Source organism: Cyanobium sp. ATX 6A2, from assembly GCF_024346355.1.
Taxonomy (GTDB): domain Bacteria; phylum Cyanobacteriota; class Cyanobacteriia; order PCC-6307; family Cyanobiaceae; genus NIES-981.
In genome coordinates, this window is record NZ_JAGQCU010000005.1 from 69,359 (window position 1) to 96,216 (window position 26,858).

25 protein-coding genes are annotated in these 26,858 nt (G+C 70.4%); 13 read left to right on the forward strand and 12 right to left on the reverse strand.

The features are described from left to right. Positions 1–15 precede the first annotated feature (15 nt). The 6 genes from mnmG (at position 16) to KBY96_RS06635 (ending at position 6,000) form a co-directional block, all read left to right on the forward strand. Positions 16–1,983 carry a tRNA uridine-5-carboxymethylaminomethyl(34) synthesis enzyme MnmG gene (gene mnmG, locus KBY96_RS06610; RefSeq protein ID WP_254978568.1) on the forward strand — a complete coding sequence of 656 codons (1,968 nt, stop codon included), beginning with the start codon at positions 16–18 and terminating at the stop codon, positions 1,981–1,983. Next, positions 1,977–2,666, forward strand: coding sequence for a hypothetical protein (locus KBY96_RS06615; RefSeq protein ID WP_254978569.1), 690 nt, complete (start codon positions 1,977–1,979; stop codon positions 2,664–2,666). The genes mnmG and KBY96_RS06615 overlap by 7 nt, the downstream gene beginning before the upstream one ends. Next, positions 2,663–3,472 carry a hypothetical protein gene (locus KBY96_RS06620; RefSeq protein WP_254978570.1) on the forward strand — a complete coding sequence of 270 codons (810 nt, stop codon included), beginning with the start codon at positions 2,663–2,665 and terminating at the stop codon, positions 3,470–3,472. The genes KBY96_RS06615 and KBY96_RS06620 overlap by 4 nt, the downstream gene beginning before the upstream one ends. A gap of 26 nt (positions 3,473–3,498) precedes the next feature. After that, on the forward strand, positions 3,499–4,251 hold the full coding sequence (locus tag KBY96_RS06625; RefSeq protein ID WP_254978571.1) for a sulfotransferase: 753 nt from the start codon (positions 3,499–3,501) through the stop codon (positions 4,249–4,251). Positions 4,252–4,351: 100 nt separating this feature from the next. Beyond that, on the forward strand, positions 4,352–5,206 hold the full coding sequence (locus tag KBY96_RS06630; RefSeq protein WP_254978572.1) for a hypothetical protein: 855 nt from the start codon (positions 4,352–4,354) through the stop codon (positions 5,204–5,206). A 113-nt stretch (positions 5,207–5,319) separates the two neighbouring features. Beyond that, positions 5,320–6,000: a chorismate lyase gene (locus KBY96_RS06635; RefSeq protein ID WP_254978573.1), complete on the forward strand. Its 681-nt coding sequence runs from the start codon at positions 5,320–5,322 to the stop codon at positions 5,998–6,000. On the opposite strand, the gene KBY96_RS06640 is transcribed toward KBY96_RS06635, so the two are convergent. The 3 genes from KBY96_RS06640 to KBY96_RS06650 all read right to left on the reverse strand — a co-directional run bounded on the left by KBY96_RS06640 (position 5,944) and on the right by KBY96_RS06650 (position 7,815). After that, a complete protein-coding gene (locus KBY96_RS06640; protein WP_254978574.1) occupies positions 5,944–6,465 on the reverse strand; it encodes a DUF1269 domain-containing protein in 522 nt (173 codons plus the stop codon). The two genes, KBY96_RS06635 and KBY96_RS06640, sit on opposite strands and share 57 nt — an antisense overlap. A 28-nt stretch (positions 6,466–6,493) precedes the next feature. Continuing rightward, a complete protein-coding gene (locus KBY96_RS06645; protein WP_254978575.1) occupies positions 6,494–7,135 on the reverse strand; it encodes an RNA helicase in 642 nt (213 codons plus the stop codon). A 128-nt stretch (positions 7,136–7,263) separates the two neighbouring features. Then, positions 7,264–7,815 carry a SprT family zinc-dependent metalloprotease gene (locus tag KBY96_RS06650; protein WP_254978576.1) on the reverse strand — a complete coding sequence of 184 codons (552 nt, stop codon included), beginning with the start codon at positions 7,813–7,815 and terminating at the stop codon, positions 7,264–7,266. A 65-nt stretch (positions 7,816–7,880) separates the two neighbouring features. On the opposite strand from KBY96_RS06650, the gene KBY96_RS06655 reads away from it, so the two are divergent. Together KBY96_RS06655 and ligA are read left to right on the forward strand one after the other, a co-directional pair. After that, the gene (locus KBY96_RS06655; RefSeq protein WP_254978577.1) at positions 7,881–8,300 is read left to right on the forward strand and encodes a hypothetical protein; all 420 of its coding nucleotides are present in this window, start codon (positions 7,881–7,883) and stop codon (positions 8,298–8,300) included. Between the two features lie 5 nt (positions 8,301–8,305). Further along, positions 8,306–10,426: an NAD-dependent DNA ligase LigA gene (ligA, locus tag KBY96_RS06660; RefSeq protein ID WP_254978578.1), complete on the forward strand. Its 2,121-nt coding sequence runs from the start codon at positions 8,306–8,308 to the stop codon at positions 10,424–10,426. Between the two features lie 15 nt (positions 10,427–10,441). Here the strand turns inward: ligA and KBY96_RS06665 are convergent, their stop codons facing one another. Continuing rightward, entirely contained in the window at positions 10,442–13,180 is a 2,739-nt protein-coding gene (locus tag KBY96_RS06665) for an HAD-IC family P-type ATPase (protein WP_254978579.1), read from the reverse strand. A gap of 83 nt (positions 13,181–13,263) precedes the next feature. Between KBY96_RS06665 and KBY96_RS06670 the strand changes: the two genes are divergently transcribed. Further along, positions 13,264–13,470: a valine--tRNA ligase gene (locus KBY96_RS06670; RefSeq protein WP_254978580.1), complete on the forward strand. Its 207-nt coding sequence runs from the start codon at positions 13,264–13,266 to the stop codon at positions 13,468–13,470. Here KBY96_RS06670 and KBY96_RS06675 read toward each other — a convergent pair. Further along, on the reverse strand, positions 13,446–14,063 hold the full coding sequence (locus KBY96_RS06675; protein WP_254978581.1) for a TVP38/TMEM64 family protein: 618 nt from the start codon (positions 14,061–14,063) through the stop codon (positions 13,446–13,448). The two genes, KBY96_RS06670 and KBY96_RS06675, sit on opposite strands and share 25 nt — an antisense overlap. A gap of 67 nt (positions 14,064–14,130) precedes the next feature. Between KBY96_RS06675 and KBY96_RS06680 the strand changes: the two genes are divergently transcribed. Together KBY96_RS06680 and KBY96_RS06685 are read left to right on the forward strand one after the other, a co-directional pair. Beyond that, positions 14,131–15,792, forward strand: a complete 1,662-nt coding sequence (locus KBY96_RS06680) for a mechanosensitive ion channel family protein (RefSeq protein WP_254978582.1) — start codon at positions 14,131–14,133, stop codon at positions 15,790–15,792. An 84-nt stretch (positions 15,793–15,876) separates the two neighbouring features. Continuing rightward, a complete protein-coding gene (locus KBY96_RS06685) occupies positions 15,877–16,422 on the forward strand; it encodes a hypothetical protein (protein ID WP_254978583.1) in 546 nt (181 codons plus the stop codon). 26 nt (positions 16,423–16,448) lie between these two features. On the opposite strand, the gene KBY96_RS06690 is transcribed toward KBY96_RS06685, so the two are convergent. The 4 genes from KBY96_RS06690 to KBY96_RS06705 form a co-directional block, all read right to left on the reverse strand. Next, complete coding sequence (locus tag KBY96_RS06690) at positions 16,449–19,295, reverse strand: valine--tRNA ligase (protein ID WP_254978584.1); 2,847 nt, start codon at positions 19,293–19,295, stop codon at positions 16,449–16,451. 58 nt (positions 19,296–19,353) lie between these two features. Then, positions 19,354–20,184, reverse strand: a complete 831-nt coding sequence (locus tag KBY96_RS06695; RefSeq protein ID WP_254978585.1) for a mechanosensitive ion channel family protein — start codon at positions 20,182–20,184, stop codon at positions 19,354–19,356. A 162-nt stretch (positions 20,185–20,346) separates the two neighbouring features. Continuing rightward, entirely contained in the window at positions 20,347–20,982 is a 636-nt protein-coding gene (locus KBY96_RS06700; protein ID WP_254978586.1) for a 2OG-Fe(II) oxygenase, read from the reverse strand. Positions 20,983–20,992: 10 nt separating this feature from the next. Further along, the gene (locus KBY96_RS06705; RefSeq protein WP_396122287.1) at positions 20,993–21,496 is read right to left on the reverse strand and encodes a protein phosphatase; all 504 of its coding nucleotides are present in this window, start codon (positions 21,494–21,496) and stop codon (positions 20,993–20,995) included. Positions 21,497–21,561: 65 nt separating this feature from the next. On the opposite strand from KBY96_RS06705, the gene KBY96_RS06710 reads away from it, so the two are divergent. Both KBY96_RS06710 and KBY96_RS06715 read left to right on the forward strand, forming a co-directional pair. Further along, the gene (locus KBY96_RS06710; protein ID WP_254978588.1) at positions 21,562–21,816 is read left to right on the forward strand and encodes a hypothetical protein; all 255 of its coding nucleotides are present in this window, start codon (positions 21,562–21,564) and stop codon (positions 21,814–21,816) included. A gap of 9 nt (positions 21,817–21,825) precedes the next feature. Next, positions 21,826–24,525 carry an HAD-IC family P-type ATPase gene (locus KBY96_RS06715; protein ID WP_254978589.1) on the forward strand — a complete coding sequence of 900 codons (2,700 nt, stop codon included), beginning with the start codon at positions 21,826–21,828 and terminating at the stop codon, positions 24,523–24,525. A gap of 21 nt (positions 24,526–24,546) precedes the next feature. On the opposite strand, the gene KBY96_RS06720 is transcribed toward KBY96_RS06715, so the two are convergent. The 3 genes from KBY96_RS06720 to KBY96_RS06730 are packed head-to-tail and all read right to left on the reverse strand — an operon-like array spanning position 24,547 to position 26,418. Further along, the gene (locus KBY96_RS06720; RefSeq protein WP_254978590.1) at positions 24,547–24,780 is read right to left on the reverse strand and encodes a hypothetical protein; all 234 of its coding nucleotides are present in this window, start codon (positions 24,778–24,780) and stop codon (positions 24,547–24,549) included. Between the two features lie 24 nt (positions 24,781–24,804). Beyond that, positions 24,805–25,632, reverse strand: coding sequence for a DUF3598 family protein (locus KBY96_RS06725; RefSeq protein WP_254978591.1), 828 nt, complete (start codon positions 25,630–25,632; stop codon positions 24,805–24,807). Positions 25,633–25,674: 42 nt separating this feature from the next. After that, a complete protein-coding gene (locus tag KBY96_RS06730) occupies positions 25,675–26,418 on the reverse strand; it encodes a hypothetical protein (RefSeq protein ID WP_254978592.1) in 744 nt (247 codons plus the stop codon). Positions 26,419–26,858 lie beyond the last annotated feature (440 nt).

Consider the following 26,858-nt stretch of genomic DNA (forward strand, 5'->3'; position numbering starts at 1 on the left):
GGCTCGATGGCACCGATGGCAGATCCCCTCTCCTCCGGCCCCCCCACCGAGCAGTTCGACGTGATCGTGGTGGGCGGCGGTCATGCCGGCTGCGAGGCGGCAATCGCCGCCGCCCGGCTGGGCCTGTCCACGGCCCTCTTCACCCTCAACCTCGACCGCATCGCCTGGCAGCCCTGCAACCCGGCGGTGGGCGGTCCGGCCAAGAGCCAGCTGGTGCATGAGGTGGATGCCCTGGGCGGCGTGATCGGGCGGCTGGCCGATGCCACCGCCCTGCAGAAGCGGGTGCTCAACGCCAGCCGCGGCCCGGCCGTGTGGGCCCTGCGGGCCCAGACCGACAAGCGGCAGTACGCCCGCCAGATGCTGCAGCTGCTTCAGCACACCCCAAACCTGGCCCTGCGCGAGGCGATGGTGACGGGGCTGGAGATCGAGGGCGACGCCGATGGCGGCGGCGAGCGCTGGACCCCGCTGCAGAGTGCGGCGGCGCGGATCACCGGCGTGCGCACCTACTTCGGCAGCGTCTACGCCGCCCGGGCGGTGGTGCTCACCACCGGCACCTTCCTGGGCGGCCAGATCTGGGTGGGCACCCAGTCGATGAGCGCCGGCCGGGCGGGCGAACAGGCCTCCGAGGGACTCACCGAGGCGCTGCAGCGGCTGGGCTTCGCCACCGACCGCCTCAAAACCGGCACCCCGGCCCGGGTGGACCGGCGCAGCATCGCCCTCGACCAGCTGGAGGAGCAGCCCAGCGACGCGGCCGATCGCTTCTTCTCCTTTGATCCGGCCGCCCGGGTGAGCGGTGAGCAGATGAGCTGCCACATCACCCGCACCACCGCCGCCACCCACCAGCTGATTCGCGACAACCTGCACCTCACGCCGATCTACGGCGGCTTCATCGACAGCAAGGGCCCCCGCTACTGCCCCTCGATCGAAGACAAGATCGTGCGCTTCGCCGAAAAGGACAGCCACCAGATCTTCCTGGAGCCCGAGGGACGCGACACTCCCGAGATCTACGTGCAGGGCTTCTCCACCGGCCTGCCGGAGCGGCTGCAGCTGGAGCTGCTGCGCACGTTGCCGGGGCTGGAGCACTGCGTGATGCTGCGGCCCGCCTACGCCGTGGACTACGACTATCTGCCCGCCACCCAGCTCAGGCCGTCACTGGAGACCAAGCGGGTGGCCGGGCTGTTCACGGCCGGCCAGCTCAACGGCACCACCGGCTACGAGGAGGCCGCCGCCCAGGGGCTGGTGGCCGGCCTCAACGCCGCCCGGCTGGTGCGCGGCCAGGAGCCGGTGCACTTCCCCCGTGAGGGCAGCTACATCGGCACCATGATCGACGACCTGATCAGCAAGGATCTGCGCGAGCCCTACCGGGTGCTCACCAGCCGCAGCGAATACCGCCTGGTGCTGCGGGGCGACAACGCCGACCGCCGCCTCACCCCCCTGGGCCGCGAGCTGGGCCTGATTGATGAGCGCCGCTGGGCGATCTACACCGCCAAGCAGGAGGCGATCACGGCCGAGAAGCACCGGCTGGACACGGTGCGCCTGAAGGCGACGGACCCCGCCGCCGCCGCGGTGCAGGAGCAGACCGGTGCGTCCATCAAGGGCTCGATCACCCTGGCGGAACTGTTGCGCCGGCCCGGCTTCCACGCCGCCGACCTGGTGCGCCACGGCCTGGCCGCTGCCGCCCTGCCCGCCGACGTGCGCGAGGGCGCGGAGATCGACATCAAGTACAGCGGCTACCTGGCCCGCCAGCAGCAGCAGATCGAGCGCGTGAAGGAGCAGGAACACCGGCCCATCCCGGCGGATGTCGACTACGCCGCCATCGCCACCCTCTCCCGCGAAGCGCGCGAGAAACTCGCCGCCGTGCGGCCCCTCACCCTCGGCCAGGCGGGCCGGTTGGCCGGCGTGAGCCCCGCCGATGTGACCGCCCTGATGCTCTGGCTGGAGCTGAACCGCCGCCGGCTGAGCCTCAGCAGCAGCCCATGCTGATCTGCCATCGCCACCGGTTCATCTTCCTGAAAACCCAGAAAACGGCGGGCACCGCCATCGAAATCGCCCTGCGCTCGCTGATGGACAGGGGCGATGTGATCACGCCGATCTCCCGGGAGGATGAGCAACTCAGCCGCCAGCTGGGCTATGCGGGCCCGCGCAACTTCCGTGCCCCCCTGCATCGCTACTCCGGCACCGACCTGGTGCGGCTGGTGGGGCGAGCCAGGCTCAAGAAGCGCTTCTACAATCACATTCCGGCAGCGCAGGTGAAGGCCCAGCTCCCTGCCCCGATCTGGGACGGCTACCTGAAGATCAGCGTTGAGCGCAATCCGTTCGACAAGGCGATCAGCAGCTACTACTGGCGCACGCGCAAGCAACAGCAGGCCCCACCGATCGCCGCGTATCTGCGCAGCTGCCCGCGATCGGAACTCTCCAACTGGGACATCTACACCATCAACGACAGGCCTGTCACCGATGTGATGCTGCACTACGAAACGCTGGCGGCGGAGCTTCTCGCTCTCTCGCAGCGCCTGGCTCTGGAGCACCCTCTCACCCTGCCGGCACAGCGGCCCAAGGGCCAGCACCGCCGCGACTCACGGCCCTGGCAGCAGGTGCTTGACGCCGCCAGCCAGGAGCGCATCCGCGAGATCTGCGCCCGCGAAATCGAGGCGTTCCACTATTGACAACCACGAAGCTGATTCTGTGCATCAAGTGGGGCGCGAAATATGGCGCCACCTATGTCAACCGACTGCAGCGCATGGTGGCGCGCCACATCACACCGCCGTTCCAGCTGGTGTGCTTCACCGACGATGCCGATGGCATCGACCCGGCCATCCGCACCCTGCCCCTGCCCGAACTGGGCTGTGAGGAACCGCAGCGCACCCGCGGCAAGTGGCGCAAGCTGGCCCTCTGGGGCAGACAGCTGGATGGACTGGAGGGGCTGGCAGGCACGGCCCTGTTCGTGGACCTGGATTCGGTGATCGTGGGCGACATCGATGCTTACTTCAGCTACGGCGCCCCGGATGCCGTGATCCTGGAACGCAACTGGTCACGCCCCCTCAGCGGCCTGGGTCAAACCTCGGTGTTTCGCTTCCCCATCGGCTCCCATCCTGAGATCCTGGACCGTTTCCGGCGGGACCCGCAGGCGATCGCCGACCGCTTCCGCTATGAGCAGCACTTCGTGACCGCCTGTCTGGGCGATCAGCTGCGCTTCTGGCCCCGGGGCTGGACGCGCCATTTCCGGCTCCACTGCCTGGGCCCACTCCCTCTGCGCTATCTGCGGCCAGCGCGGCTGCCTGCCGGCAGCAGGATCATCACCTTTCCCGGGGGGCCCAACCCGGGTGATGTGAGGGTCGGGCGATGGAAAGCCGATTCCCCCCCCTACGCCGGACGGTGGGCCCATCTGCGGCGTCAGCTGAGCCAGGGCACCTGGGGGGGACTGCGCCGGTTCGCCATGCCGGTGCCCTGGATCGACCGGCACTGGACCTGAGGGAGATCACGCGAGGAGGCAGAACGATGCGCAGACTCTGGCGACCACCCCTGCGGGGGAGCATCCATGTGTGCGGCTGCGGCCACTCCGGCACCTCGATCCTCACCCGCCTGGTGGGGGCCCACTCCCGGATCCACGCGATCGCCGGGGAAACCGGTGTGGCCAAGAAGGAGCGCTATGGCCGCTACCGCCTCGCCCTGGAGCAGTTCTGGAGTGCCACTGAGGCGGCGGGAGCCGATCTGTGGGTGGAGAAAACGCCCAAGCATGTGCGCCACCTCGGCTTCATCCTCGGCGCCGCTCCCGCCTCCCGCATCCTGTTGATCTGCCGCCATCCCCTGGACACGGTGGCGTCGCTGAAGCGGCGCTACGGCCGCCTGGGCAAAGGGCTGCGCCGCTGGAAACAGGACAATGGCCGGGTGCTGCACTGGCGCGCCCATCCCCAAGTGCTGGTGGTGCGTTACGAGCGGCTGGTGCAGAGCCCCCAGAGCTGCCTGGAAGAGGTGATGGGCTTCGTGGGCCTGGGCTTTGAAGCTGAGCAGCTCGCCTACCACCAGCAACCGGTGCAGTGGTACGGGGGCACCGGCCAGGAGCAGGCCGCCGCCGCCCGCAGCGAGCACGACCTGGCGGGGCTGAGCCACGTGGTCCACCGCAACCGGCAGATCAACCAACCGCTGTTCGACAACACCGGCACCTACCGCCAGCACCTCGACGCCAAGGAGATCGCACGGGTGCAACGGTCGTGCTCCAGGCTCGCAGCAGCACTGGGCTACAGCCTCTGACCACGGGCACCGTCACCGCGGTGGTTGTCCCAGCAGCCGGCAGCGTCGTCAAATCAGGCCCATACCGGTAGGGTGAGCACCAAATTTCTGGTAGCGGGCCGTGACATCTGTACGTGCCATCCCCACCTCGCGGGCCTACTGGGAACTCCGCGCCGAGCAGGTGCTCAACCGGGTGTTTTCACCGGAGGCGCCGATCGAAGTGGAGGTGTGTGAAACACCCGCCAGCGCCGAGGCCACGCCGTTTCCAGCCCGGCCCGCAGCCGCTGCACCCCGGCGGCCTCAGGTGTCGCGGGCCGGCAGACGGATGGCCTCGGCCTGGAGCGGTGGCCTGCAGCGTCAACCCGCCCTGGTGATGGCCGCGGTGGGGCTCACGGTGACCACCCTTGCGGGCAGTGTGCTGGTGGGCCTGAGCCTGTGGGGCCAGAACCAGCAGGCCCTGCGCCAGGAGCGCAACTTGCTGCTGGTGGAGCGCCTGCGTGCCATGGGCCCGGCCACCATGGCCTCGCCCGCCGCGGCGGCCTCCGGCGAGCTGGCCCTCCAGCCCGTTGACGCCTCCACCCTGGCCAGCGGCGGCAACGAGCTGCCGCCGCCGCCCCTGGAGCCCTGGATGGAGGAGCTGGCCACCCTGCCGGCCGGCAGTGCCCCCGCCGCCAACGTGCTCAAGGTGCCGATGAGTGCCAAGGTCTCCAGGCCCGCCCCTGCGGCGGCCACCGGAGCGGGTCCGGCCGCGGCGAGCGCGATCGATGACGCCTCCCTGCCCCTGCTGGTGGGGGTGGTGCAGGTGCCGGGCCAGAACGGTTCGGCCATCTTCCAGGTGGGCGGCAGCTCCACCAGCGCCGCGATCGGCGAGTCGATCGGCAACAGCGGCTGGCGCCTGGCGGGCGCCAGTGGCGATTCGGCGGTGATCGAGCGCAACGGCCAGCAGCGCCGCATCAGTCTCAGCAGCGGCTCCTGAGGTCGACACACCAGAGCCCTGCGGCCCCCAGCCACGTCACCTCAAACCACGGCAGACGGAGCCGGTTTCTACGCTGAAACCCAACCCCGCGTCCGGAGCCCGAGGAGTCAGCCATGACGGCCACGGGTCTCAGCCTGTCCCCCTCCCCGATGCCCACGCCATCGCCACAGGCAGTGTGGGAGCGCCACCTGGGGGAGGGGGATCTGCAGACCCTGGGCCAGGCCCTCAGCGGACCCTGGAGGCTGCTGCTGCTCGGTGACGGCAGCCCCACCCGGCACCTGGAGTCGCTCACCGGCCTGCCTGTGCGCATCGAGCTGATCGCCATGACGCCCCAGGCGCAGCCCGAGCAGGACGGAGCCCGCCCTCCCGAGGAGGTGGCGGAGCTGGAGCTGCCCCTGCTGCGCCGTCAGGTGTGGCTGCGCTGCGGCGACCACACCCTGGCCTGGGCCGAGAGCTGGTGGAACCAGGGCCAGGCTGACGCCCATCTGCGTGAGCGCGAGCAGCCCATCTGGCGCAGCCTCACCAGCAACAGGGCCGAGCTGTTCCGGGAGGTGGATGGCCTGGCCCTGGTGCAGGCCCCCTGGCTGGTGAGCCGCTTCGGCCATGGCGGGCCGTTCTGGAGTCGCCACTACCGTTTCTTCCGCGGCGGCGAGCCGCTCACGGTGATCCGCGAGGTGTTCTCGCCCGAGCTGGAGCGTTGGCTGGGCCCCGCCGCCGGAGCCGCCCCTGCCGCCGGATCAGGCGAGGCGCAGGGCCTCGGCCTGGCTGGCCGCGCTCTCCAGCAGGGTGCGTAGCTGATCCTCGTCCGTGTGGCTGAGGTTGGTGCGCAGCAACTTGGCGTGCGGGGCATGGGCCCGCAGCCGCTCGATCACCCGATCGGCGGTGGCTTCGCGGATCAGCAGACACAGGGCGGCGCTGCCGCGGGGCAGGGTTTCGCCCAGCTCGCGCATGAAGGTGTCGTTGATGCCGATGTCGGAGAGGGATCCGGACGCGGCGCCCACGCCGGCGCCGACGGCGGCCCCGAGCAGGGGGTTGAGGAACAGCAGACCCACAAGCGTGCCCCAGAAGCCGCCACCCAGGGCCCCGGCGGTGGTGAGGTTCACCGCCTGTTTCAGGTGCACCTGGCCATCGCCGTCATGCTCCACCACCACGGCATCCTCCAGGGCGATCAGCCGCTCCTTCTGGATGTCAACGAGTTCACGGCGTACCTCTTCGGCCTCCGCCACCTTGGGGAAGCCCACCACCACCAGGTTGCTCATGGAGCCTGCTCAGGAACTCCCAGAGTAGTCAGCCAGGCCGGCGGCGACTGGAGCGCGGCAGCGGCCGGGCGGGCTCCTGCCGGCGCTCGGCCCCATCCCGGGCAGCCTCGGCGCCGAGGTCGGGAGCGCGGCCGGGTTGCTTGGGCGGGCGTTGCCAGCGGGGCCGGGCGAAGCTGCTGTCGTCGGGCCAGGCGTCGGCCGCGGGCGACGGCGAAAGCGGCGGGGATGGCACGGCGGGGCGGCGCCGCTCCCCGCGGCGGGAGACGGCTTCCAGGGGGCGGCGGCCGGAGCCACCGGCCGGTGGCGCGGGGGACTGGGGCGCGGGGGACGGGGCCGGACCGGCGGGCAGGCGCCGGGACTGGGCCAGCCGCCCGGGGCGGGGCTCCTGCCAGGGCTCGCGCCAGTCGTCCTCGTCCTCGAGGATCCAATCGAGCTTGTCTTCCACCCAGCGGCCCAGCTCGCCGAGCCGGGGGCGGCCGGGGCCGGCGGGCGCTCCGCCGGCGGGACGCTGGGGGCGCTGACTGCTGCGGGAGCCCGGGCGCGCACCGGAAACTCCATCCACCAACTGGCGGCCGGCGCTGACCAGCCGGTCGAACCCCTGCTCCAGCGGCTCGGACCCACGCCGCGGCTCTGCGGCGGGGCGCTGGACGTCAGGCCGGCGGTCGTACATGGGCCAACGCTACCGGCGCCGCAGCGCCAGCCGACGCTCGCGCAGCAGCCCCACCCCGGCGATGGCCACGCCGGCCCACTGCAGGGTCCAGAGAAAGACGCTCACGGCCTGGGGCGGGTGCGGCGAACCTAGGCCGCCGCCTCCACGAACTCCAGCAGACAGCTGGCATCCCAGAGGCCGCCGTGGTGAAGCTCGCAGCAGGCCCGGCAGGCCAGATTGCGGACGCGGCGCCGGTAGGGCGCGCTGACGCCGCAGCGGGGGCAGCGGGCGATCCAGCGGCAGCCCGGCGCCGCGCCGGCGGGCAGGGGGTAGCGGTGGCGCACGCTCACCACAAACCCGTCCTGGGCGGCGTTGATGACCGCCATGCGCGCCCGGAAGTGGGGCCCGTGCACCTCCTGCACCACAAGCACCCGATCCACCCAGGCGTGGATCATCTCGTGGCAGAGGGTGGAGAGCAGGGCCTCGCGGGGCAGCGGCTCCAGCAGCGGGCGCGACAGCACGATCTCGCAGACCACCCGGCCGGTGGCGTCGCGGCCGCTGCGATACAGCCCGGCACTGCGGCGCAGGCGTCCATCGCTCCAGCGCAGGCTCACCAGCGGGCGAGCGGCGGGCGCCAGCGACCCGTCGAAGTGCTCGCGGTTGAGCCGGTGGAACAGCGGCAGCAGGGGTTCGAGCGGCACGCCGGACGCTGGGGGAGGGCTGGTCAGTCAGACTCTGGGGCCATTCAACACAGCCGGGCCGTTCCATGGATCGGGGTCTGATCAGCACCATCGGCACCAAGGCCCTGCTGGCCGGCGCCGGGGTCCTGCTCCTCTACTGGACGGTCACGGCGGTGAAGCTGGTGCTCAGCACCCGCAGCATCAACCCGCTGCTCAAGCAGTTCTTCACCCAGATCGCCAACGGGCAGGTGGACGGCGCCTACCTGCTCACCACCAAGAACTACCGCACCCATGTGAACCGCAAGCAGTTCATCAACTTCCTGGCGGGCCTCAAGCTCAACAAGTACCGCAACCTCAAGAGCGGCCGTCCGCGGCTGAACGACGGCCAGCTGATCCTCACCGTGAAGCTGCTCACGGAAGCCAAGGAGGAGCTGCCGCTCGACTTCACCTTCGTGAAGCTGGACGACCAGTGGCGCATCGACCGGATCCGCAGCCAGGCCGCCTGACGGCCTTGACCTCAGCGGAGCAGGAGGCCCGGGCCGCCGAGCTGCGACGGCTGCTCAACCGCGCCGCCCACGCCTACTACGTGCTCGACGCGCCGGTGATGGAGGACCCGGTCTACGACCGGCTCTACCGGGAGCTGCTGGAGCTGGAGACGGCCCATCCCGCGCTGCGGACCGTGGACAGCCCCACCCGGCGGGTGGGGGGCACGCCGGCGGAGAGCTTCACCAGCGTGGAGCACCGCATTCCGCTGCTCAGCCTCGACAACGCCTTCTCACTCGAGGAGCTGGAGGCCTGGTATGGCCGGCTGCTGAAGACGCTCGACCGCACCCCGGAGCCCGGTGCAGCGTTGCCGGAGCTGGCGATGGTGGGGGAGCTGAAGATCGACGGCAACGCCCTGGCCCTCAGCTACGAGCAGGGCGTGCTGGTGCGGGCCGCCACCCGCGGCGACGGCGAGCGCGGCGAGGAGATCACCGCCAACGTGCGCACGATCCAGAGCGTGCCGCTGCGCCTGCAGTTCGAGCAGCCCCCCGCCTGGGTGGAGGTGCGCGGTGAGGCCCTGATTCCCGACGCCAGCTTCGCCGCCATCAACGCCGAGCGGGAGACCCGGGGTGAGCCCCTGTTTGCCAACCCCCGCAACGCCTGCGCCGGCACCCTGCGCCAGCTCGACCCGAAGGTGGTGGCGGCACGGCGGCTGGACTTCTTCGCCTACACCCTGCACCTGCCGGACGACTGGCAGGGGGGCGAGGGAGATCCTCCACGGCCCACCACGCAATGGGAGAGCCTGCAATGGCTGCAGTGCGCCGGCTTCAAGGTGAACCCCAACGCCGAGCTGCTGCCCTCGCTGGCGGCGGTGGAGGGGTTTTTCGCCCAGTGGGAGGACGGCCGCAAGGCGCTCCCTTACGCCACCGACGGCGTGGTGGTAAAGCTCAACAACCTGCGCCTGCAGGCCGATTCCGGCTTCACCCAGAAGGCGCCGCGCTGGGCGATCGCCCTCAAATACGCCGCCGAGGAGGCCCCCAGCCGGCTGCTGCGGCTGACCTGCCAGGTGGGCCGCACCGGCGTGGTGACCCCGGTGGCCGAGTTCGAGCCGGTGCCCCTGGCCGGCACCACGGTGAGCCGCGCCACCCTGCACAACGCCGACCGGTTGGCGGAGCTGGATCTGCACGCCGGCGACACGATCGTGGTGCGCAAGGCCGGCGAGATCATCCCCGAGGTGGTGCGGGTGCTGAGCGAACTGCGGCCCGCCGGCGCCATGCCCCTGGCCCTCCCCCACACCTGCCCGGAATGCGCGTCGGAGCTGGTGCGGGAGCAGGGCGAGGCGGCCACCCGCTGCGTGAACAGCAGCTGTCCGGCGATCCTGCGCGGCGCCCTGCGCCACTGGGTGAGCAAGGGGGCCCTGGATGTGGACGGCCTGGGCAGCAGGCTGATCGAGCAGCTGGTGGAGAAGGGCCTGGTGGCTTCGATCGCCGACCTCTACCGCCTCGATGCGGCCCTGCTGGCCAGCCTGGAGCGTATGGGCCAGAAGTCGGCCACCAACCTGGTGGCGGCCCTGGCGGCCTCCAAGGCCCAGCCCTGGCACCGCCAGCTCTACGGCCTCGGCATCCACCACGTGGGCGAGGTGAACGCCAAGGCCCTCGCTCGGGCCTTCCCGAGTGTGGAGGCGCTGGCCGCGGCCACCACGGCCACCGACCCCGACACGCCGGAGGCGATCACGGCGGTGTTCGGAATCGGCGGCGAAATCGCCCAGAGCCTGCAGCAGTGGTTTGCCACGCCGGCCAACCAGGGCCTGCTGCTGGATCTGCAGGGGCTGGGCTTCTCCCTGGCGGCCAGCGAAGCGGAGCGGGCCGCGGCGGCCACGGGAGCTGGCTCAGGCGGGGCGGGTGGCGATGGCGCACCCCTGGCCGGCCAGACCTTCGTGCTCACCGGCACCCTCCCCAGCCTCAGCCGCCGCCAGGCCCAGGACCTGATCGAGGCGGCCGGCGGCAAGGTGAGCAGCTCGGTGAGCAGGAAATCCAGCTACGTAGTGGCCGGCGAGGAGGCCGGCAGCAAGCTCACCAAGGCCGAGAGCCTGGGGGTGGCGGTGCTGGATGAGGCGGGCCTGCTGGCGCTATTGGCTGAAGGCGGCTGACGCTGTCCGGCCGGCTCAGGCCTCGGGATCGAGGCGGTTGGCCAGCCAGGCCACCGGCAGCATCGCCACCATCGCCAGGGCGCACACCAGCAGCTCCGGGCCGCCGATCGGGGCGGTGTTGAACAGCACGTTCATCGGCCCCCACTGGCTGAACACCACCTGCAGCACCACCGCAACCCCCACGCCGAGCAGCAGCTGGGGCGCGCGGGCCAGGGGGATGGAGGGATCCCGCAGGCGCTGCGCCAGGGTGCGGCCCAGCTGGCTGATGCTGAGCAGGTAGATGATCCGGGCGGCAACGAGGGCCTGGATAGCGGCGGTGCGGGCCAGCTCCAGGCTGCCGCTGTCGCCGCGCACCCACTCGAACACCCCGAAGATCAGCACCCAGTTGAACAGCGACACCACCAGGATCCGGCGCAGCAGGCGCTTTGTGATCAGCGGCTCGCCGGGATCCCGGGGCGGGCGGGCCATGGTGTCGTCGGCCTTGGGCTCGAACGACAGCGGCACCGTCATGGTGATCGAGTTGATCATGTTCAGCCACAGCACCTGCAGGGCCAGGATCGGCAGATCGCGGGCCAGCAGGGCGCTGATCAGGATCGTCATCGACTCGCCGCCGTTCACCGGCAGCAGGAAGGCGATCGCCTTGCGCAGGTTGCGGTACACCGTGCGCCCTTCCTCCACCGCCGCCTCGATCGAGGCGAAGTTGTCATCGGTGAGCAGCATGTCGGCGGCCTCGCGCGCCACTTCGGTGCCCCCCTTGCCCATGGCGATGCCGATGTCGGCCTGGCGCAGCGCCGGGGCGTCGTTGACGCCGTCGCCGGTCATCGCCACCACCGCGCCGGCGGCCTGCAACGCCTCCACCAGCTTCAGCTTCTGGGCCGGCGCCACCCGGGCGAACACCTGCCCATCGCTGGCCGCCGCGGCAAAGGCGGCAGCATCCATGGCCCCCAGTTCCTGGCCGGTGTACGCCCGCAGCTCTTCTGCGCCGGCCGAGCCGATGCCCATGCGGACGGCGATGGCGGCGGCGGTGGCGGCGTGATCGCCGGTGATCATGCGCACGGAGATGCCTGCCCGCTGGCAGGCCTCCACGGCGCTGATCGCCTCGGGGCGCGGCGGATCGAGCATGCCCTGCAGGCCCAGAAACACCAGTTCAGCGTCGAGGTCGGCATGGTCGAGGTCGTGGCGGCGATGGGGCAGCACCCGCGAGGCAAAGGCGATCAGCCGCAGCCCCTCCCCGGCCAGGCCATCCACCCGCCGGTGAATGGCCTCGGCGTCGAGTGGCACCACGGCGCCATCGGCGGCGAGCATGCCGCCGCAGCGCGTCAATAGCGCCTCCACCGATCCCTTCACCTGCAGCAATCGCTCCTCGCCGTCGTGGAGGCTGGCCATGTACTGGTATTCGGAGGCGAAGGGAATCGCATCGAGCCGCGGGAACACAGGCTCCAGCCCCGCCCGGGTGAGACCGCCCTTCTCGGCTGCCGCCAGCAGGGCCGCCTCGGTGGGGTCGCCCTCCATGGCCCAGGCGCCGTGCTCCTGCCTGAGGCGGGAGTCGTTGCAGAGCACCCCGCAGCGCAGCACCCGCTCCAGCGGTTGCGGCAAGGGATCCACCACCTCGCCGTCCGCATCAAGCAGATCGCCGTGGGGGCTGTAGCCGGTGCCACTCACCTGGTAGCTGACCCCACCGGCCACCACCACCTGCACGGTCATCTGGTTTTCGGTGAGCGTGCCGGTCTTGTCGGAGCACACCACCGTGGCGCTGCCCAGGGCCTCCACGGCCGGCAGCTTGCGGATGATGGCGTGGCGGGCGGCCATGCGGTTCACGCCGATGGCGAGGGTGATGGTGACCACCGCCGGCAGGCCTTCCGGGATGGCGCTCACCGCCAGGGCCACGGCCGCCTCGAACACCTCGGCGAAGGGCTGGCCGCGGCCCAGGCCGATGGCCAGGGTGAGGGCCGCCACCGCCAGGATGAAATACAGCAGCACCCGGCTGAAGCTGGCGAACCGGCGGGTGAGCGGGGTGCTCAGCGACACCCGCTGCTGCAGGGAGCGGGAGATCTCCCCCATCTCGCTGGCCTCACCGGTGGCCACCACCACGCCCCGGCCCTGGCCGAAGGTCACGAAGCTGCCGGCGTAGGCCATGCAACGGCGATCGGCCAGGGGGGTGTCCTCCGGCAGGGGCGCCAGGTCTTTGGCCACGGGCAGGGATTCGCCGGTGAGGCCCGACTCGTCGATCTGCAGATCGCGCACCGCCAGCAGGCGCAGGTCGGCCGGCACCTTGTCGCCGGCGGCCAGCAGCACCACATCCCCGGGCACCAGCTCCCGGGAGGGGATGGTCAGGGTCTGGCCATCGCGCAGCACGGTGGTTTCGGTGCTCACCGAGCGGGCCAGGGCGGCGATCGCCCCCTCGGCGCGGGCCTCCTGCACGTAGCCGATCACGGCATTGATCACCGCCACCGCCCAGATCACCAGGGCGTTGGTCCAGGAGGCCAGCAGGGCCTTGATCAGGCCGGCCACCAGCAGGATGTAGATCAGGGGCTGGTTGAACTGCAGCAGCAGCTTCAGCCAGGCCGGCTGGCCCTTCACCTCGGGCAGTTCGTTCCAGCCGTAGCGCCCATGGCGGTGGGCCACCTCGGCGGCATCGAGGCCGCCATCCAGGTTGCTGCCCCACTGGCTGAGCACCACCTCGGCAGCCTGGGCGTGAGGCTGCTCACTGCTCTCCGGAGCGGCGCTGGGCGGGGCGGTGGAGGCAGGCGACATGGCCCTCCGTGGGCTTGGAAAGCGATGAGCGCAAGCTAGGCAGGTCAAGCTGGGCCGATCGCTGGCAGCGCAGAGGATCACCCATGAACGCACCGGACTCCCGAGCCCCAGGCCAGGCACCCCGCTGGATCAAGACCGACTGCGGCCGCGCCAAATACGCCGAACTGGCCAGCCGCACCGGTGCGCTGGCCCGGCTGCGGCTGGTGTGGTTCGTGCTGATCGCGGCACTGCGCGACTGGCGGCTGCCGGATCCGCCGGACGCCGATCAGGCCGACGTTTCAGGATCCTGAAGCGCCCGCCGCGCCGCCCGGCCCACCAGCACCACCGAGCCCACGGTGGCCAGCACCCCCACCAGCCGCAGGGTCCAGGTGCCGGCATCGGCCTGGCCGGAGAGCACCTCGCCGAAGCGGGCCACATCGCCGGCCAGAGCCCCCAGGCTGCAGAACAGGATCGTGCCGGGCACGATGCCGATCAGACCCAGGTTGTAGTCGCGCAGGCTCACCTCGCTGAGGCCATAGGCGAGGTTGAGCAGGCTGAAGGGAAAGGCCGGCGACAGGCGGGTGAGCAACACCAGCCGCAACCCCTCACGGCTCACGGCCTGCTCGATCGCCAGCAGCTTGGGCGCCGCCGCCAGGCGCCGGCGGGCCCAGCCCCGCAGCCAGCCGCGACCCAGCAGGAAGGCAGCCTCGGCCCCCAGGCAGGCCCCCACAAACACCACCAGGCTGCCCCACCAGGGCCCGTAGAGGGCCCCGGCCAGCATCGAGGCCCACACACCAGGCAGCAGCAGCGTTACCCAGAGGGCATAGAGGGGCACGAAGGCCACGGCCCCCAGGGGTGAACGCAGGGCGGGCAGCAGCTGATCGAGCAGATCCGAAAACGTCATCGCCTCTGCCGTGACCGAAGAAAGGGCCAGAACCCCCTGCCTAGCCTGCACTCCCATGCACACCGCCATGAGGCCTGCTCGCCACCGCTCCGGCACTCGCCCCCCGTGGCTCGTGCCCCTGCTGGCGGCAGTGCTCGCCCTGGCGGTGGCCCTGGCGCCCGTCTGGAGCGGGCAACCCGAGGGTGCCGCCAGGGCCCAGGGCCTCACCCCGGTGCTGGCGGGCGGTGAGCCGCCCCGATCGCCGGCGCCGATCGTGCTCGATGGCCGCACCCTGTTCCGCATCTGGCCCTCCAGCACCCTCAGCGCCGAGCAGCGCAGCGACACGATCAACCAGCAGCTGGCCGTGGCAGCCGCAGGCGAGGGCGACCTGGAGCTGGAGCTGCGCCGCAGCAACAACCTGCCGGTGCTGGTGCTCAACGGCCGCACCCTGCTCACCGTCACCGAGCGCGACGTGCCGGAAGGCATGGAGACGATGGAGCAGGCTGAGGCCTGGCGGCAGCAACTGGAGCAGGGGCTGAGGCGGGCCCGGCTCGAACGGCGCCCGGACCATCTACGCCGCCAGCTGCCCCGGGTGCTGGCGGCCCTGGCCGTGGCCGCCACCTTGCACTGGGGGGTGCAGGCGTTCTGGCGCCGCCGCTTTCCCCAGGCCTGGGCCCTCCAGCCCGAGGAACCCATCGAGCGCCAACGCCGGGGCGCCCGCTTCCTGCAGCGGGCGACGCTGCTGCTGCTGCAGGTCGGCGTATGGCTGGCGGCCATGGTGTGGATCAGCGACCAGTTCCCCATCAGCCGCCAGCTCCGCAGTGCAGTTATGGGGGAAACCAGCCGCTGGCTGGGGGTGCCCCTCCTGCCCCTCGGAGAGCGCAGCTATTCACTGCTGGATGTGGTGATCCTGGTGGCGCTGCTGCTGCTGCTGGTGCGGGCCGTGGGGCTGGTGCTGCGGCTGCTGCGCACCCGGGTGCTGCGCTACACGGGCATGAGCCTGGGGGGCCAGGAGGCGGTGGCCTTCCTCACCCGCTACGGGCTGCTGTTCGTCGGTGCGCTGGTGCTGCTGCAGCTCTGGGGGCTCGACCTCAGCTCCCTCACCCTGTTCGCCAGCGTGCTGGGCGTGGGTGTGGGCCTGGGCTTCCAGACGATCAGCAAAAACCTGCTCAGCGGCATGGTGATCATCTTCGAGCGGCCCATCCAGGTGGGCGACTTCGTGGAGATCGGCGATCTCCAGGGCACCGTGCAGAAGCTGGGACTGCGCAGCACGGTGGTGGAAACCCTGGATCGCATCGCGATTATCGTGCCCAACTCGGAATTCCTCGATTCCCGGGTGGTGAACTGGAGCCACGGCAGCCCGGTGTCGCGGCTGCGGCTGCCGGTGGGGGTGGCCTACGGCTCGGACACCAACGCCGTGCGCGAGGTGCTGCTCGACGCCTGCGTGGGCCAGCCCTCGGTACTCAGCGAGCCTCCCCCGCGGGTGTTCTTCAGCGGCTTCGGTGACAGTGCCCTCGACTTCACCCTGCTGGTGTGGATCCGCGAGCCCATGCGCCAGTACCAGATCACCAGCGACCTCAACTTCCGCATCGAAGCCCTGCTGCGCGAGCGGGGCATCACCGTGCCCTTCCCCCAGCGCGATCTGCACCTCACCGGCGAGGCCCTGGAGCTGCGCCTGTCTCCCGAGCTGGAGAGCCGCCTGATGACAGACCAGCAACAACGCCACGAAGACAGCCAGCCCCCTCACTGACAACGCTTCAGGCCGGAGAGGAACCGCTCCCGAACCCGGCCCACACCCTTACGGTGGCTGGGTCGAGCCCAGGAGTGGGACCCCATGGCGCGCCGCGCACGATCCAGCACAGCGGGCTTCGCACCCGGCACCCGCACCGTGAGCGCACCGCCGGCTGGCCCGGAAGCCCAGCTCGTGGCCAAGTTGCAGCGCATCGAAGCGCTCTACGCCAGGGCCGGCAGCGCTGGTGAGCGGGTGGCGGCGGAACGGGCCCGCGAGCGGATCCAGGCCCGCCTGGAGCAGCTGGCCAGCGCAGAACCTCCGGTGGAATACCGCTTCTCGCTCACGGATCAGTGGTCCCGCCATCTGTTTGTGGCGCTCCTGAGGCGCTACGGCATCCAGCCCTACCGCTACAGCCGGCAGCGACGCACCACGGTGATGGCCCGCCTCAGCCGCAGCTTCGTGAACGACACCCTCTGGCCGGAGTTCCTGGAGCTTCAGGCCAGCCTCTCGGCCTACTTCGACGCCCTCACCGACCGGGTGATCGAGCAGGCCCTCGAGGTGAAGGCCGGCGAAGCCGAGGAGCGAGGCGAGGCGGCCGCCGCCACCGCCCAGCTGGAGCCGGTCGACCACCAGCCGTCGCTGCTGTGAGCCGATGGGCTGTGAGCTGATGGGCCTCAGCCCAGATCAGCCAGCCGCTTGCGGGCCAGCGCCGCCTGGGCCTCGGCCTCCGCCAGGTTGGCGCGGCACTCGGCCACCACCGCCGGTGGCGCCTTGCCGGCGAAATTGGGATTGGCCAGCCGGCCGGCGAGCCCCTTGATCTCCTTCTCGGCCTTGGCCAGGTCTTTCTCGAGGCGGCCGCGCAGGGCATCGAGATCCACCAGACCCTCAATCGGCAGCAGCACCTGCAGCTCGCCGCTCACGCCGGCCAGGGCCCGCTGGTTGCCCTTGGCACTGCTGGCGGCTTCGGCCTGCTCGGGGCTGAGCACCTCCACCCGCTCGGCCCGGGTGAGGGCGGTGATGTCGGCCGTGGCCTCCCGCAGCAGGGCCGCCAGCTCGGAGCGCACGGTGAGGAAGCGCACCGGGGCGCTCTGGGAGGGCTTCAGACCCGCCACCGCCCGCAGGTTGCGCACCACCCGGATCGCCTCGATCAGCTCGGCGAAGCTCGCCTCCAGCTGGTCGTTGAGGGCGGCCTCGTTGAGCGCCGGCCAGCTCTGCAGGGCCAGGAACGTGCTCTCCGCCTCGCCGCTGAGCCCGTGCCAGAGCTCCTCGCTGAGGTGCGGCATCAACGGATGCAACATCACCAGCAGCTCACTCAGCACCTTGGCCAGCACCTGGCGGGCCGTGCGCTGCTGGGCCGGATCCTGCAGCCGCCGCTTGATCAGCTCCAGATACCAGTCGCACACCTCGTTCCAGGCGAACTCGTAGAGCCCCTTGGCCGCTTCCCCAAGGCCGTAGCCGGTGTAGCGCTCGGCGGTGCCCTGGTTCACGCGGGCCAGGCGCGAGAGGATCCAGCGGTCGGCCAGCTGCAACGCCGCCGGCTCGGGCTCACCCAACGAAGCCGGCGTCTCGCCGCCCAGGTTCATCAGGGCGAAGCGGGTGGCGTTCCAGAGCTTGTTGGCGAAGTTGCGCGCCCCCTCCACCGTGGCCGAGGTGTCGGATTTGCGGTCGTAGTCGAGGCGGATGTCCTGGCCGGCGCCGGCCACCTCGCGCACCAGGGCGAAGCGCAGGGCGTCGGCGCCATAGCGCTCGATCAGCAGCAGCGGGTCGATGCCGTTGCCCGCCGATTTGCTCATCTTGCGGTTGTTCTCATCCCGCACCAGGCCGTGGATGTACACATCCCGGAAGGGCATCCAGGTGTCGCGGCCGCCCACCGGTATCTCGCCGTCCTGCATCAAGGCGCTGGCCATCATCGTCATCCGGGCCACCCAGAAGAAGATGATGTCGAAGCCCGTCACCAGCACGCTGGTTGGGTACCAACGGGCCAGATCGGCGGGCTCAGGTCCCCCCGGCGCACCCTGGGCACGCTCACCCGGCCAGCCGAGGGTGGAGAAGGGCCACAGACCGCTGGAGAACCAGGTGTCGAGCACGTCCGGGTCCTGCTCCAGCACCACCGGGTGGGCATGGGTGCCGGTGCCGAACTGGGCCTCGGCCTTGGCTTGGGCCTCGGCTTGATCGCGGGCCACCACGTAGGGGGTGCTGTCGGAGATGGCACCGCCGGTTTCACTCACCACGAACCAGGCGGGGATGCGGTGGCCCCACCACAGCTGGCGGGAGATGCACCAGTCGCGGATGTCGGTGAGCCAGTCGCGATACACCTTACTCCAGCGCTCCGGCACGAAGAGGGGCTCGGCGCCGGACGGATTGGCGAGGGCCTCGCGGCAGCGGGCCGCCAGGGGCTCGGCCTGCACGAACCACTGGGTGGACAGCAGGGGCTCCACCGGCACCTTGCCGCGATCGGAGAACGGCACGCTGTGGCGGTAGGGCTCCACCTTCACCAGACAGCCCTCCGCCTCCATCGCCGCCACCACGGCCTGGCGGGCCGCGAAACGATCCAGGCCGGCAAAGCGCCCGGCCGCCGCGTTCATGGTGCCGTCCTTGGCGATCACGGTGATCAGCGGCAACTGATGGCGCTGGCCGATGGCGAAGTCGTTGGGGTCATGGGCGGGGGTCACCTTCACGCAGCCGGTGCCGAATTCAGCCTCCACGTGCTCGTCGGCCACGATCGGGATCTGGCGGCCCACCAGCGGCAGGGTGAGGGTCTGACCCACCAGAGCGGCATAGCGGGGGTCGCTGGGGTTCACCGCCACGGCCGTGTCGCCCAGCAGGGTTTCCGGGCGGGTGGTGGCCACCTCCAGGTGGGTGCGGCCGATTGCTGCAGCAGCCGTGGCCGGGGCGCTGAGCGGATAGCGGAAGTGCCAGAGGTGGCCGTCCACCTCCTTCATCTCCACCTCCAGATCACTCACCGCCGAGCCGGAGGCGGGGCACCAGTTCACCAGGTATTCGCCCCGGTAGATCAACCCCTGCTCGTGCAGGCGGTTGAAGGCCTCGATCACCGCGGCACTGCAGCCGGCGTCGAGGGTGAAGCGCTCCCGCTGCCAGTCCACCGAGTAGCCGAGGCGGCGCAGCTGGCCCACGATCGTGCCGCCGCTGCCTGCCTTCCACTCCCAGGCCCTCTCCAGAAAAGCCTCGCGGCCCAGGTCTTCCTTGCGCTGGCCGCCTGCATTGAGCTGCTTCTCGAGGATCGTCTGCACGGCGATCGAGGCGTGGTCGGTGCCGGGCAGGCAGAGCACGTTCCTGCCGCGCAGGCGCTGGAAGCGCACGATCGTGTCGATCAGGGCCGTATTGAAGGCATGACCCATGTGCAGGCTGCCGGTGACGTTCGGCGGGGGGATCACCACGCTGAACGGCTCACCAAGAGCACCGGGGTCGGGATGAAAGGCGCCGCTGGCTTCCCAGGCCTGCTGCCAGCGGGCTTCGGTGCCCGCCGGGTCGTAGGTCTTGGGGAGGTTGGCCTCAGGCACGGAAACGGAGCTGGCAGGGCCCCATCGTCTCAAAGGGCCCTGCCACCGGGAGCGGGCGTCAGTTGACGGAGCTGCCCTGCATCGCCACCGGGATGCGCGGCACGGGGAAGCCGGCCTTGCCGAGCACCTCCACGATCATGCGATTGGTGTCGAAGTACACCTGCCAGTAGTTGGCGGTGTGGGTGTAGGGACGCACCGCCAGGCGGGGGCCCCGCTCGCTGAACTCCAGCACCTCCACATCGGCATCCATGCCCTCCACCTGGTTGGGCACCTGCTTGATCCCTTCCTTGAGCAGGCCGATGGCCTTGGCCACGTCGGCGCTGTTGTCGAGCTGGGCCACCAGCTCAACGCGGCGATGGGAATTGGCGGAATAGTTCTTGATGGTGTCGCCGAAGAGCTTGGCATTGCCCACAAAGTTCTGCACGTTGTCCGGCGATGTGATCGCGGTCACGAACATGCCCACCTCATCAACCGTGCCCTCAACACCACCGGCATCGATATAGTCACCGGCATTGATCGGCCGGAAGATCTGCAGGAACACTCCGGCGGCGAAGTTGCCGAGCATGCCGCTCCAGGCTGCACCGATCGCCACGCCGGCACCGGCCAGCAGGGCGGCGAAGCTGGCGGTTTCGATACCGAAGAAGCCCAGAATGGCCACGATCAACACCACCCGCAGCAGCGCGCCGAGGATGTTGAGCAGATAGCTGATCAACGTCGGTTCGAGGGCGCCCTGGTTGAGCACGCGTCGCAGCAGGCGCAGGGCCAGACCGATTAGCCAGCCGCCGGCGATCCAAAGGGCAACTGCGCCGACTAACTTGAACAGGAAGGGAACGATCAGTGCAGCGATATCTGCTGCGGGAACCAAAGCGAACATACCAGGTAGGGACATGACCATCAAAAAACCAGGTGCCACCAAAAACTAGCCCTAGAAGCGGCGACGCCTTGCCGGTCCGGTGAGGGTTCACACACTGATCCACAACAGACCCTGCACCACGACTGGGCAGGTTCGTGCACCCAGCCCGCTTCAGCAGCCGGTATCAGCAGGCGGAGCTCAGGCGGCCAACCGCTGCACATAGGCCGCCAGCGTGCCGGCATTGATCCAGCCGGTGGCGATTGTTTTGCTGTGGATCTGGCTCACCCGCCCCCTGTGAATGTGCGACACGCCGGCCGGGAAGATCAGCAGCTTGCCCCGCTCGGCCTCCTCGTGGTGCTGCTGCCAGTGGAACTCCGTACCACCATCGGGCAGGTCGTTGCAATAGAGGATCCAGGCCAGCACCCGGGCCTGGGGCTCAGTGGCCTCCTCGCTGAGGGTCCAGTCGCAGTGCCAGGCCCTGAAGCCCTCCCCCGGGGCATAGCGCTGCAGGTTGAAGATCGGGTTCACAAACAGGCTCTGCTCAGGGCAGCAGCGGCGCAGCAGCGGTCGGTCCTGGAGGTAACGCTCCAGGCCAGCGCTGACGCCGCGCGCGATCACCTCCGCAAGGGCGAAGGCCTCCGGATCGCTGCGATCGATCGCCACCAGGCTGATATCTGTGGAGAGTTTTGCGGGCTCAGGGTTGGGCGCCGCCGCGCCCTCCGGCCCGAAGGCGACGCCGGGTCGGCGCAGATCGGCGCGGCGATCGAAGAAGGCCATCGCGCCATCGGCCACGGCGGTGTAGCCGGCATTGCGATAGCGCGCGATCAGGTTCATCGGCTGCAGCTCAGAACGCGGGCGGGCTGGTGGGCCCTGGGGCGGCGTCCCGCCAGGGGATCGCCAGAGCCTGCTCCAGCCTGCTCCAGCACTCCCGCTCGGCCGCCACGCGCTCCAACAGGCCCAGCCGCTCCAGGGCGGTGGCGGCCTGCGCTCTGCTGAGGGCTGCGCCGCTGGGTGCCAGCGGCAGCACCAGCACCTGCGGGTCGGCTGGGTCGGCCATCACCTGGAGGTGGAGATCGGCCAGCTCCCGCTCGAAGAACACCCGCCGCAGGCGCCGGCCGAGGGAGGGCCCGAGGGCGGTGGCGAAGGTCTGCAGGCCCTCCTGATCGCCGCTGCAGCCGCAGTTGAGCGCCAGCCAGATCAGCAGCTTGGCCCAGCTGTCGGCACTCCAGAGGGGCTGAAAGCTCTCGCGGTGCTGGCGCACCAGTTCGGCCAGGGCGAAATCCACCAACGTGGCCTGCAGATCTGCGGGATCGCTCACGGGGCGGGGGGCGGGCGGATACCGACCCATCCTCGCCAGTGGGCAAATGCCGGCCAGCGGGCAAACTGCAGGAGCAACGTCCCGCGGAGACGCCCATGGCCCTGGATCTCAACGACCCGGAGCTCGAGTTCGCCGATCTGGTGAGCGCCTACCAGAGCTGGGTGATGGCAGTGATCAACGACGAAAAGCTGGGCGGAGAACCCCTGCTCAGCGACGAGATCGTCGATGACGCGCTCAACGCCATGCGCTTCCTTCCCGACGTGGTCACCAGTGCCGTGGAAACCACCCTGGCCCGCGTCTACGACGTGGATGCCGATGAATTGGCGGCCCTGCTCTACCCGGAGGAGTAGCCGAACCGGATGGCCCCCGCTCCGAGCGCCGCGAGCCCGCCCCGGTCGGAGCCGGCCCACGCCACCCCCTGGCCGGCGCTGATCGAGGCGCTCGCCAGCGACCCGGAGCGGGGACTCGAACCAGACCAGGTGCCCCGGCGCCTGCAGGAATGGGGGCCCAACAGCCCCGATCAGCAGGAACAGAAGCCAGCCTGGCGGCGCTTTCTGGGCCAGTTCCACGACCCCCTGCTCTACACCCTGCTGGTGGTGGGGCTGGTCAAGCTGCTGCTGGGGGAGCCCGGCGAAGCCGTGGTGATCTGGAGCGTCACGGTGATCAACGCCGTGATCGGCTACGTGCAGGAGAGCCGGGCGGAGACCGCCATCGCCGCCCTGGCCCGCTCGGTGCGCACCCAGGTGGAGGTGATCCGCGGCGGCGAGCCGCGGCGGCTGGATTCCGTGGAGCTGGTGCCCGGCGATCTGGTGCTGCTGGAGGCGGGGAACAAGGTGCCGGCCGATCTGCGCCTGCTGCAGGGCCGCAACCTGCAGATCGACGAGTCGGCGCTCACCGGTGAGTCGCTGCCGGTGGCCAAGGGCACCACGGCCGTGGAGGCTGAGGCGCCCCTGTCCGAGCGCATCGGCATGGCCTACGCCGGCAGCCTGGTCACGGCGGGTCAGGGGCGGGGGCTGGTGGTGGCCACGGGCAACGCCACCGAAGTGGGCCAGATCTCCGGGTCGCTCGCCCTGCAGGTGAACCTGAACACGCCGCTGACGCGCAAGTTCCGGGGCTTCAGCAACACCCTGCTGCGCATCGTGCTGCTGCTGGCGGGGCTCACCTTCCTGGTGGGTCTGGCCCGCGGAAGGGCGGCCAGCGAGATGTTCGATGGTGCCGTGGCCCTGGCGGTGGGTGCGATTCCCGAGGAACTGCCGGCGATCGTCACGATCACCCTCGCCATCGGCGTGAACCGCATGGCCCGTCGCAACGCCATCATCCGCAAGCTGCCGGCGGTGGAAACCCTGGGCAGCACCACGGTGATCTGCTCCGACAAAACCGGCACCCTCACCCAGAACCGGATGACGGTGCGTGAGATTCACGCCGGGGGGGAGCGGGTGCACCTCGGTCGGCTCTGGAACGGGGCGGACGGCGACGACCCCCTGGCGCGCAACCTGGCGCTGCGCGAAACCCTGCTGGCCGGGGTGCTCTGCAACGATGCCCGCTCCAGCCAGAGCGAGGGGCTGGTGGGCGATCCCACCGAAACGGCCCTGCTGGATGTGGCCGAGAACCTCGGCATGGACAGGCAGAAGGCGCTCGATCGCCACCCCCGCCGCGACGCGATCCCGTTCGCCTCCGAACAGCAGTTCATGGCCACCCTGCACGGCGGCAGCAGGCGCATCCTGATGAAGGGATCGGTGGAGACCGTGCTGCGGCGCTGCACCCACCAGCTGCGCGCCGATGGCGCCAGCGAGCCCATCGACCGGGAGGCGATCGAGGCGGCGGTGGCGGCCATGGCCCAGCAGGGAGAGCGGGTGCTGGCCTTCGCCATCGCCGAGGCCGAGCCCACCCAGGAGCGCCTCGCTGAAACCCAGCTGGACGAGGGGCTCACCTTTCTCGGCCTGCAGGGCCTGCTCGATCCGCCCAGGCCCGAGGCCATCACGGCGGTGGCGGCCTGTCAGCGGGCGGGCATCCAGGTGAAGATGATCACCGGCGACCATCCGGACACGGCCCGCTCGATCGCCACCCAGCTGAATCTGGGCCGAGGCCGCGAGGTGCGCACCCGCACCGGGCAGTCGCTGGAGGAGAAGTCACCCGAGCGCCTGCTCGCGATCGTGCGCGACACCGACGTGTTCGCACGGGTGGTGCCGGCCCAGAAGCTGGCGCTGGTGCGGGCCCTGCAGGAGCTGGGGGAGGTGGTGGCGATGACCGGCGACGGCGTCAACGACGCCCCGGCCCTGCGTCAGGCCGACATCGGCATCGCCATGGGCAGGGGGGGCACCGAAGTGGCGCGCGAGGCCGCCGACATGCTGCTTACCGACGACAACTTCGCCACCATCGAGTCGGCGGTGGAGGAAGGACGGGCCGTGTACCTCAACCTGCGCAAGGCTCTGGCCTTCGTGCTGCCGGTGAACGGCGGCGCCTCGATGACGATCCTGCTGGCGGCGGTGCTGGGGCTGGAGCTGCCGGTCACCGCCCTGCAGGTGCTGTGGCTGAACATGGTGTGTGCTCTCACCCTGTCGGTGCCGCTGGCCTTCGAGCCCAGCCCGCCGCTGCTGATGGAGCAGCCGCCGCGCTCCCCGGAGGAGCCCCTGCTCAACCGGGGCCTGGTGCAGAAGGTGCTGCTGGTGTCGGCGTTCTACTGGCTGTTCATCTTCAGCATGTTCCTGTGGGCGCGCGATCAGGGCCACGACCTGGCCCTGGCGCGCACGATGGCGATCCAGGCGCTGGTGCTGGCCCAGGTGGCCTACCTGGTGAGCATCAGCCAGGTGAGCAAGGGCGGCTGGGGGCAGCTCAGGCGGGCTCCGCTGCGCGCACCGATCCTGCTGGCGGGGATTGCCGCGGCCCTGCTGCTGCAGCTGGCCTTCAGCCAGCTGAGCTGGATGAACAGCTGGTTCGACACGGCTCCCCTGAGCCCCGGCCAGGCCCTGCTCTGTGCCACCTCCCTGCTGGTGATGGTGCCGGTGGCCTGGCTGGCGGAGCGCTTCGATCCCACCACCGGGGTGGTGGCGGTGCGCTGAGGGCCGCGGCTGCGCCCCGGCTCAGGTGGGCTTGAGCCAGATCACTGGAATCAGGATCAGCAGCAATACCGCCACCACGGTGGTGGCCAGATCCAGCCCCAGCACCGTCGTGGACAGTCCCACCTGGGGGAAGCGCTCGGCGGTCCACACCAGAGCGCCCCGCAGCCAGCCCTGAACGGCGGGGGCAGCGTCGTCGGAGAGCAGCCAGGCGGCGGCGGCCGCCAGCAGTGCCGTGCATAGCAGACGGGATTGCATCGGCGGGGATGACCTCAATGCCACTCAGCCGCTGCCAATCTGACTCAGGTTTCGCTGGAGCACCAGGTGGGTGGAGGAGAGCCACTCGCCACGCGGGCCGTAGCGGCGGATCAGCCGCTGCCAGCAGTCGGGGGATTCCAGCCAGCCCGCCTCCACGCGGAAGGCCTGGCGGTGGGTGATGCGCAGCGGCGCCAGGCTCAGGCCCCCATCAGGCAGCAGCAGCAGCCGGGCCGGCGGCTCACCGTCGCTGCTGAGGTCATCCACGGTGTGCTCCGCGCCCAGCTGAGTCTCGAGGCGCAGGCCGTGCCCGTCGGGCTGCTCCACCGCCATGCTGGCGGTGGTCAGGGTGGGCTCAGGCCAGTCCGCCTCGATGGTGGCGTCCTGGCCCTGCCAGCTGCCGATCAGCTGATCCAGGCTGAGGGGCGGGCGTTCGCAGGCGGCACTGCCGGCGCGGAACTCCCGGATCAGCACCAGGGAGGTGAAGCCCCCATCGTCCCCGAACAACTGCACCAGCCGATGGCGGCGGTCACCGCTGATGAACCCGTATTCGGCGCCGAAGCGGGTCGCCGGCGCGATCTGCAGCGACCCTTTGGAGAAGGAGCCGTTGTCGAAGAACACCACCTGCTTGCCCAGGGTCCGGTACTCCTGGGCCGTGTCCTGGGTGGGGGGCTCACTGACGTCACCGCCCGCGAAACGGCGCAACCGGAAGTGCACCACCCGGCCCTCCTCGGCACTCGAGAGGGTGAGCAGCGAGGGCGTGGCCTCCAGCGGCTGGCCCGCGGCATCCAGGTTGGTGAACGACCCCCGCCAGTCGCCCAGGTTGCGCTGAAAGTTCTGCCACTGGCTGGCCATGGGAATCGACCGCGTCGCAGCGCTCAGGCCGCGGGATGCTAGTCAGCGCCTCGGCACCGGCAGGCGCAGCCAGGCCACCAGGCCGGCCAGCAGTCCCAGGGGGGCCAGGCGGGAGGCCAGCCGCCAGCCCGGATTACCGGGTCGCAGCAGCTGCACCTCGCTCACGTACAGGGTTTCGCAGGCGCCATTGCCGGTGTCGTCGCGGCTGATGCTGGTGCCGCGTCGGTAGCCCTGGCCGAGTTTGTGGCTATAGCTGGCCAGGTAGCCGCGCAGGGCGATCTGATCACCGCGGCGCAGGTCGCTCAGCTGCCGGCGCAGGTTGGGATCCACCGCCAGGAGGTGGTTGTTGGAGAGGGCACGAGGCACAAAGGCCCGGGCGGGCTCCGCCGCGGCAAAGCGCACATAACAGGTGAACTCACCGCTGTGGAAGCGAGCCTGGCGGTAGCTGCCGTTGGCGGCGTTCTCCCCCCAGACCACGCACACGTCCTTGACGTTGAGCCGGTCGTTGGCGCGGGTGTGGAAGGTGCGGGGGCGCCACCACGACGCGGTGACGTGCTCACTCACCACCAGACCCTCGATGGCGTAGCTGAACTCGGGTTCCACGCTGTAGGTGATGCCCTCCAGCTCCACCGTGAACGGGGCGCGATCGGTGGGCCATTGGCGGGGCTCCTGGCGCAGGCTGGCATCGAGCCGATCGGCGGGCGGCAGCGAGCGGGCACGCCAGCTGGCCAGAGGCCAGAAGGCGAGCGCCCCCAGCAGCCATACATAGACGAGTCGATAGGCCAAGGCCGCCGCCGGAAACCTTCCCAGCCTGGCGTCGCCCCTCCGCCCCGGCCTTCATGAAGGGACCTTGATGAAGGGCTGTTGCCGCCGGTGAAGAGGCGTGTCGCCAGCGGCCCGGGGCCTTGCTGAAAGCCGCCTTTGGTCCGATTGTGATCTCAGCGGCCCCCAGGGGCATCTGCCCCGAAGCCGCCTTCCAGGAGCGCACCGTCGCTCCGTCGTGAGGAGCGCCCTGACGCTCTGGCCCCTGCTCCAACAGTCTCAGACGACATCCGGTTTCCAGACCCGCCCTTCGTGAGCGGGCCATCCCCGATGCACCGCCCCAGGTGCCCGCGGGCCAACGGAAGCCCATCTGGATCCCACGGCCCCAGGTGCCTGCGTCAGGAGTTCCTCCCTCACCATGCGAATCCAGCCCGGGGCCCCCACCCCGGGCTTTCGCCTGGGGA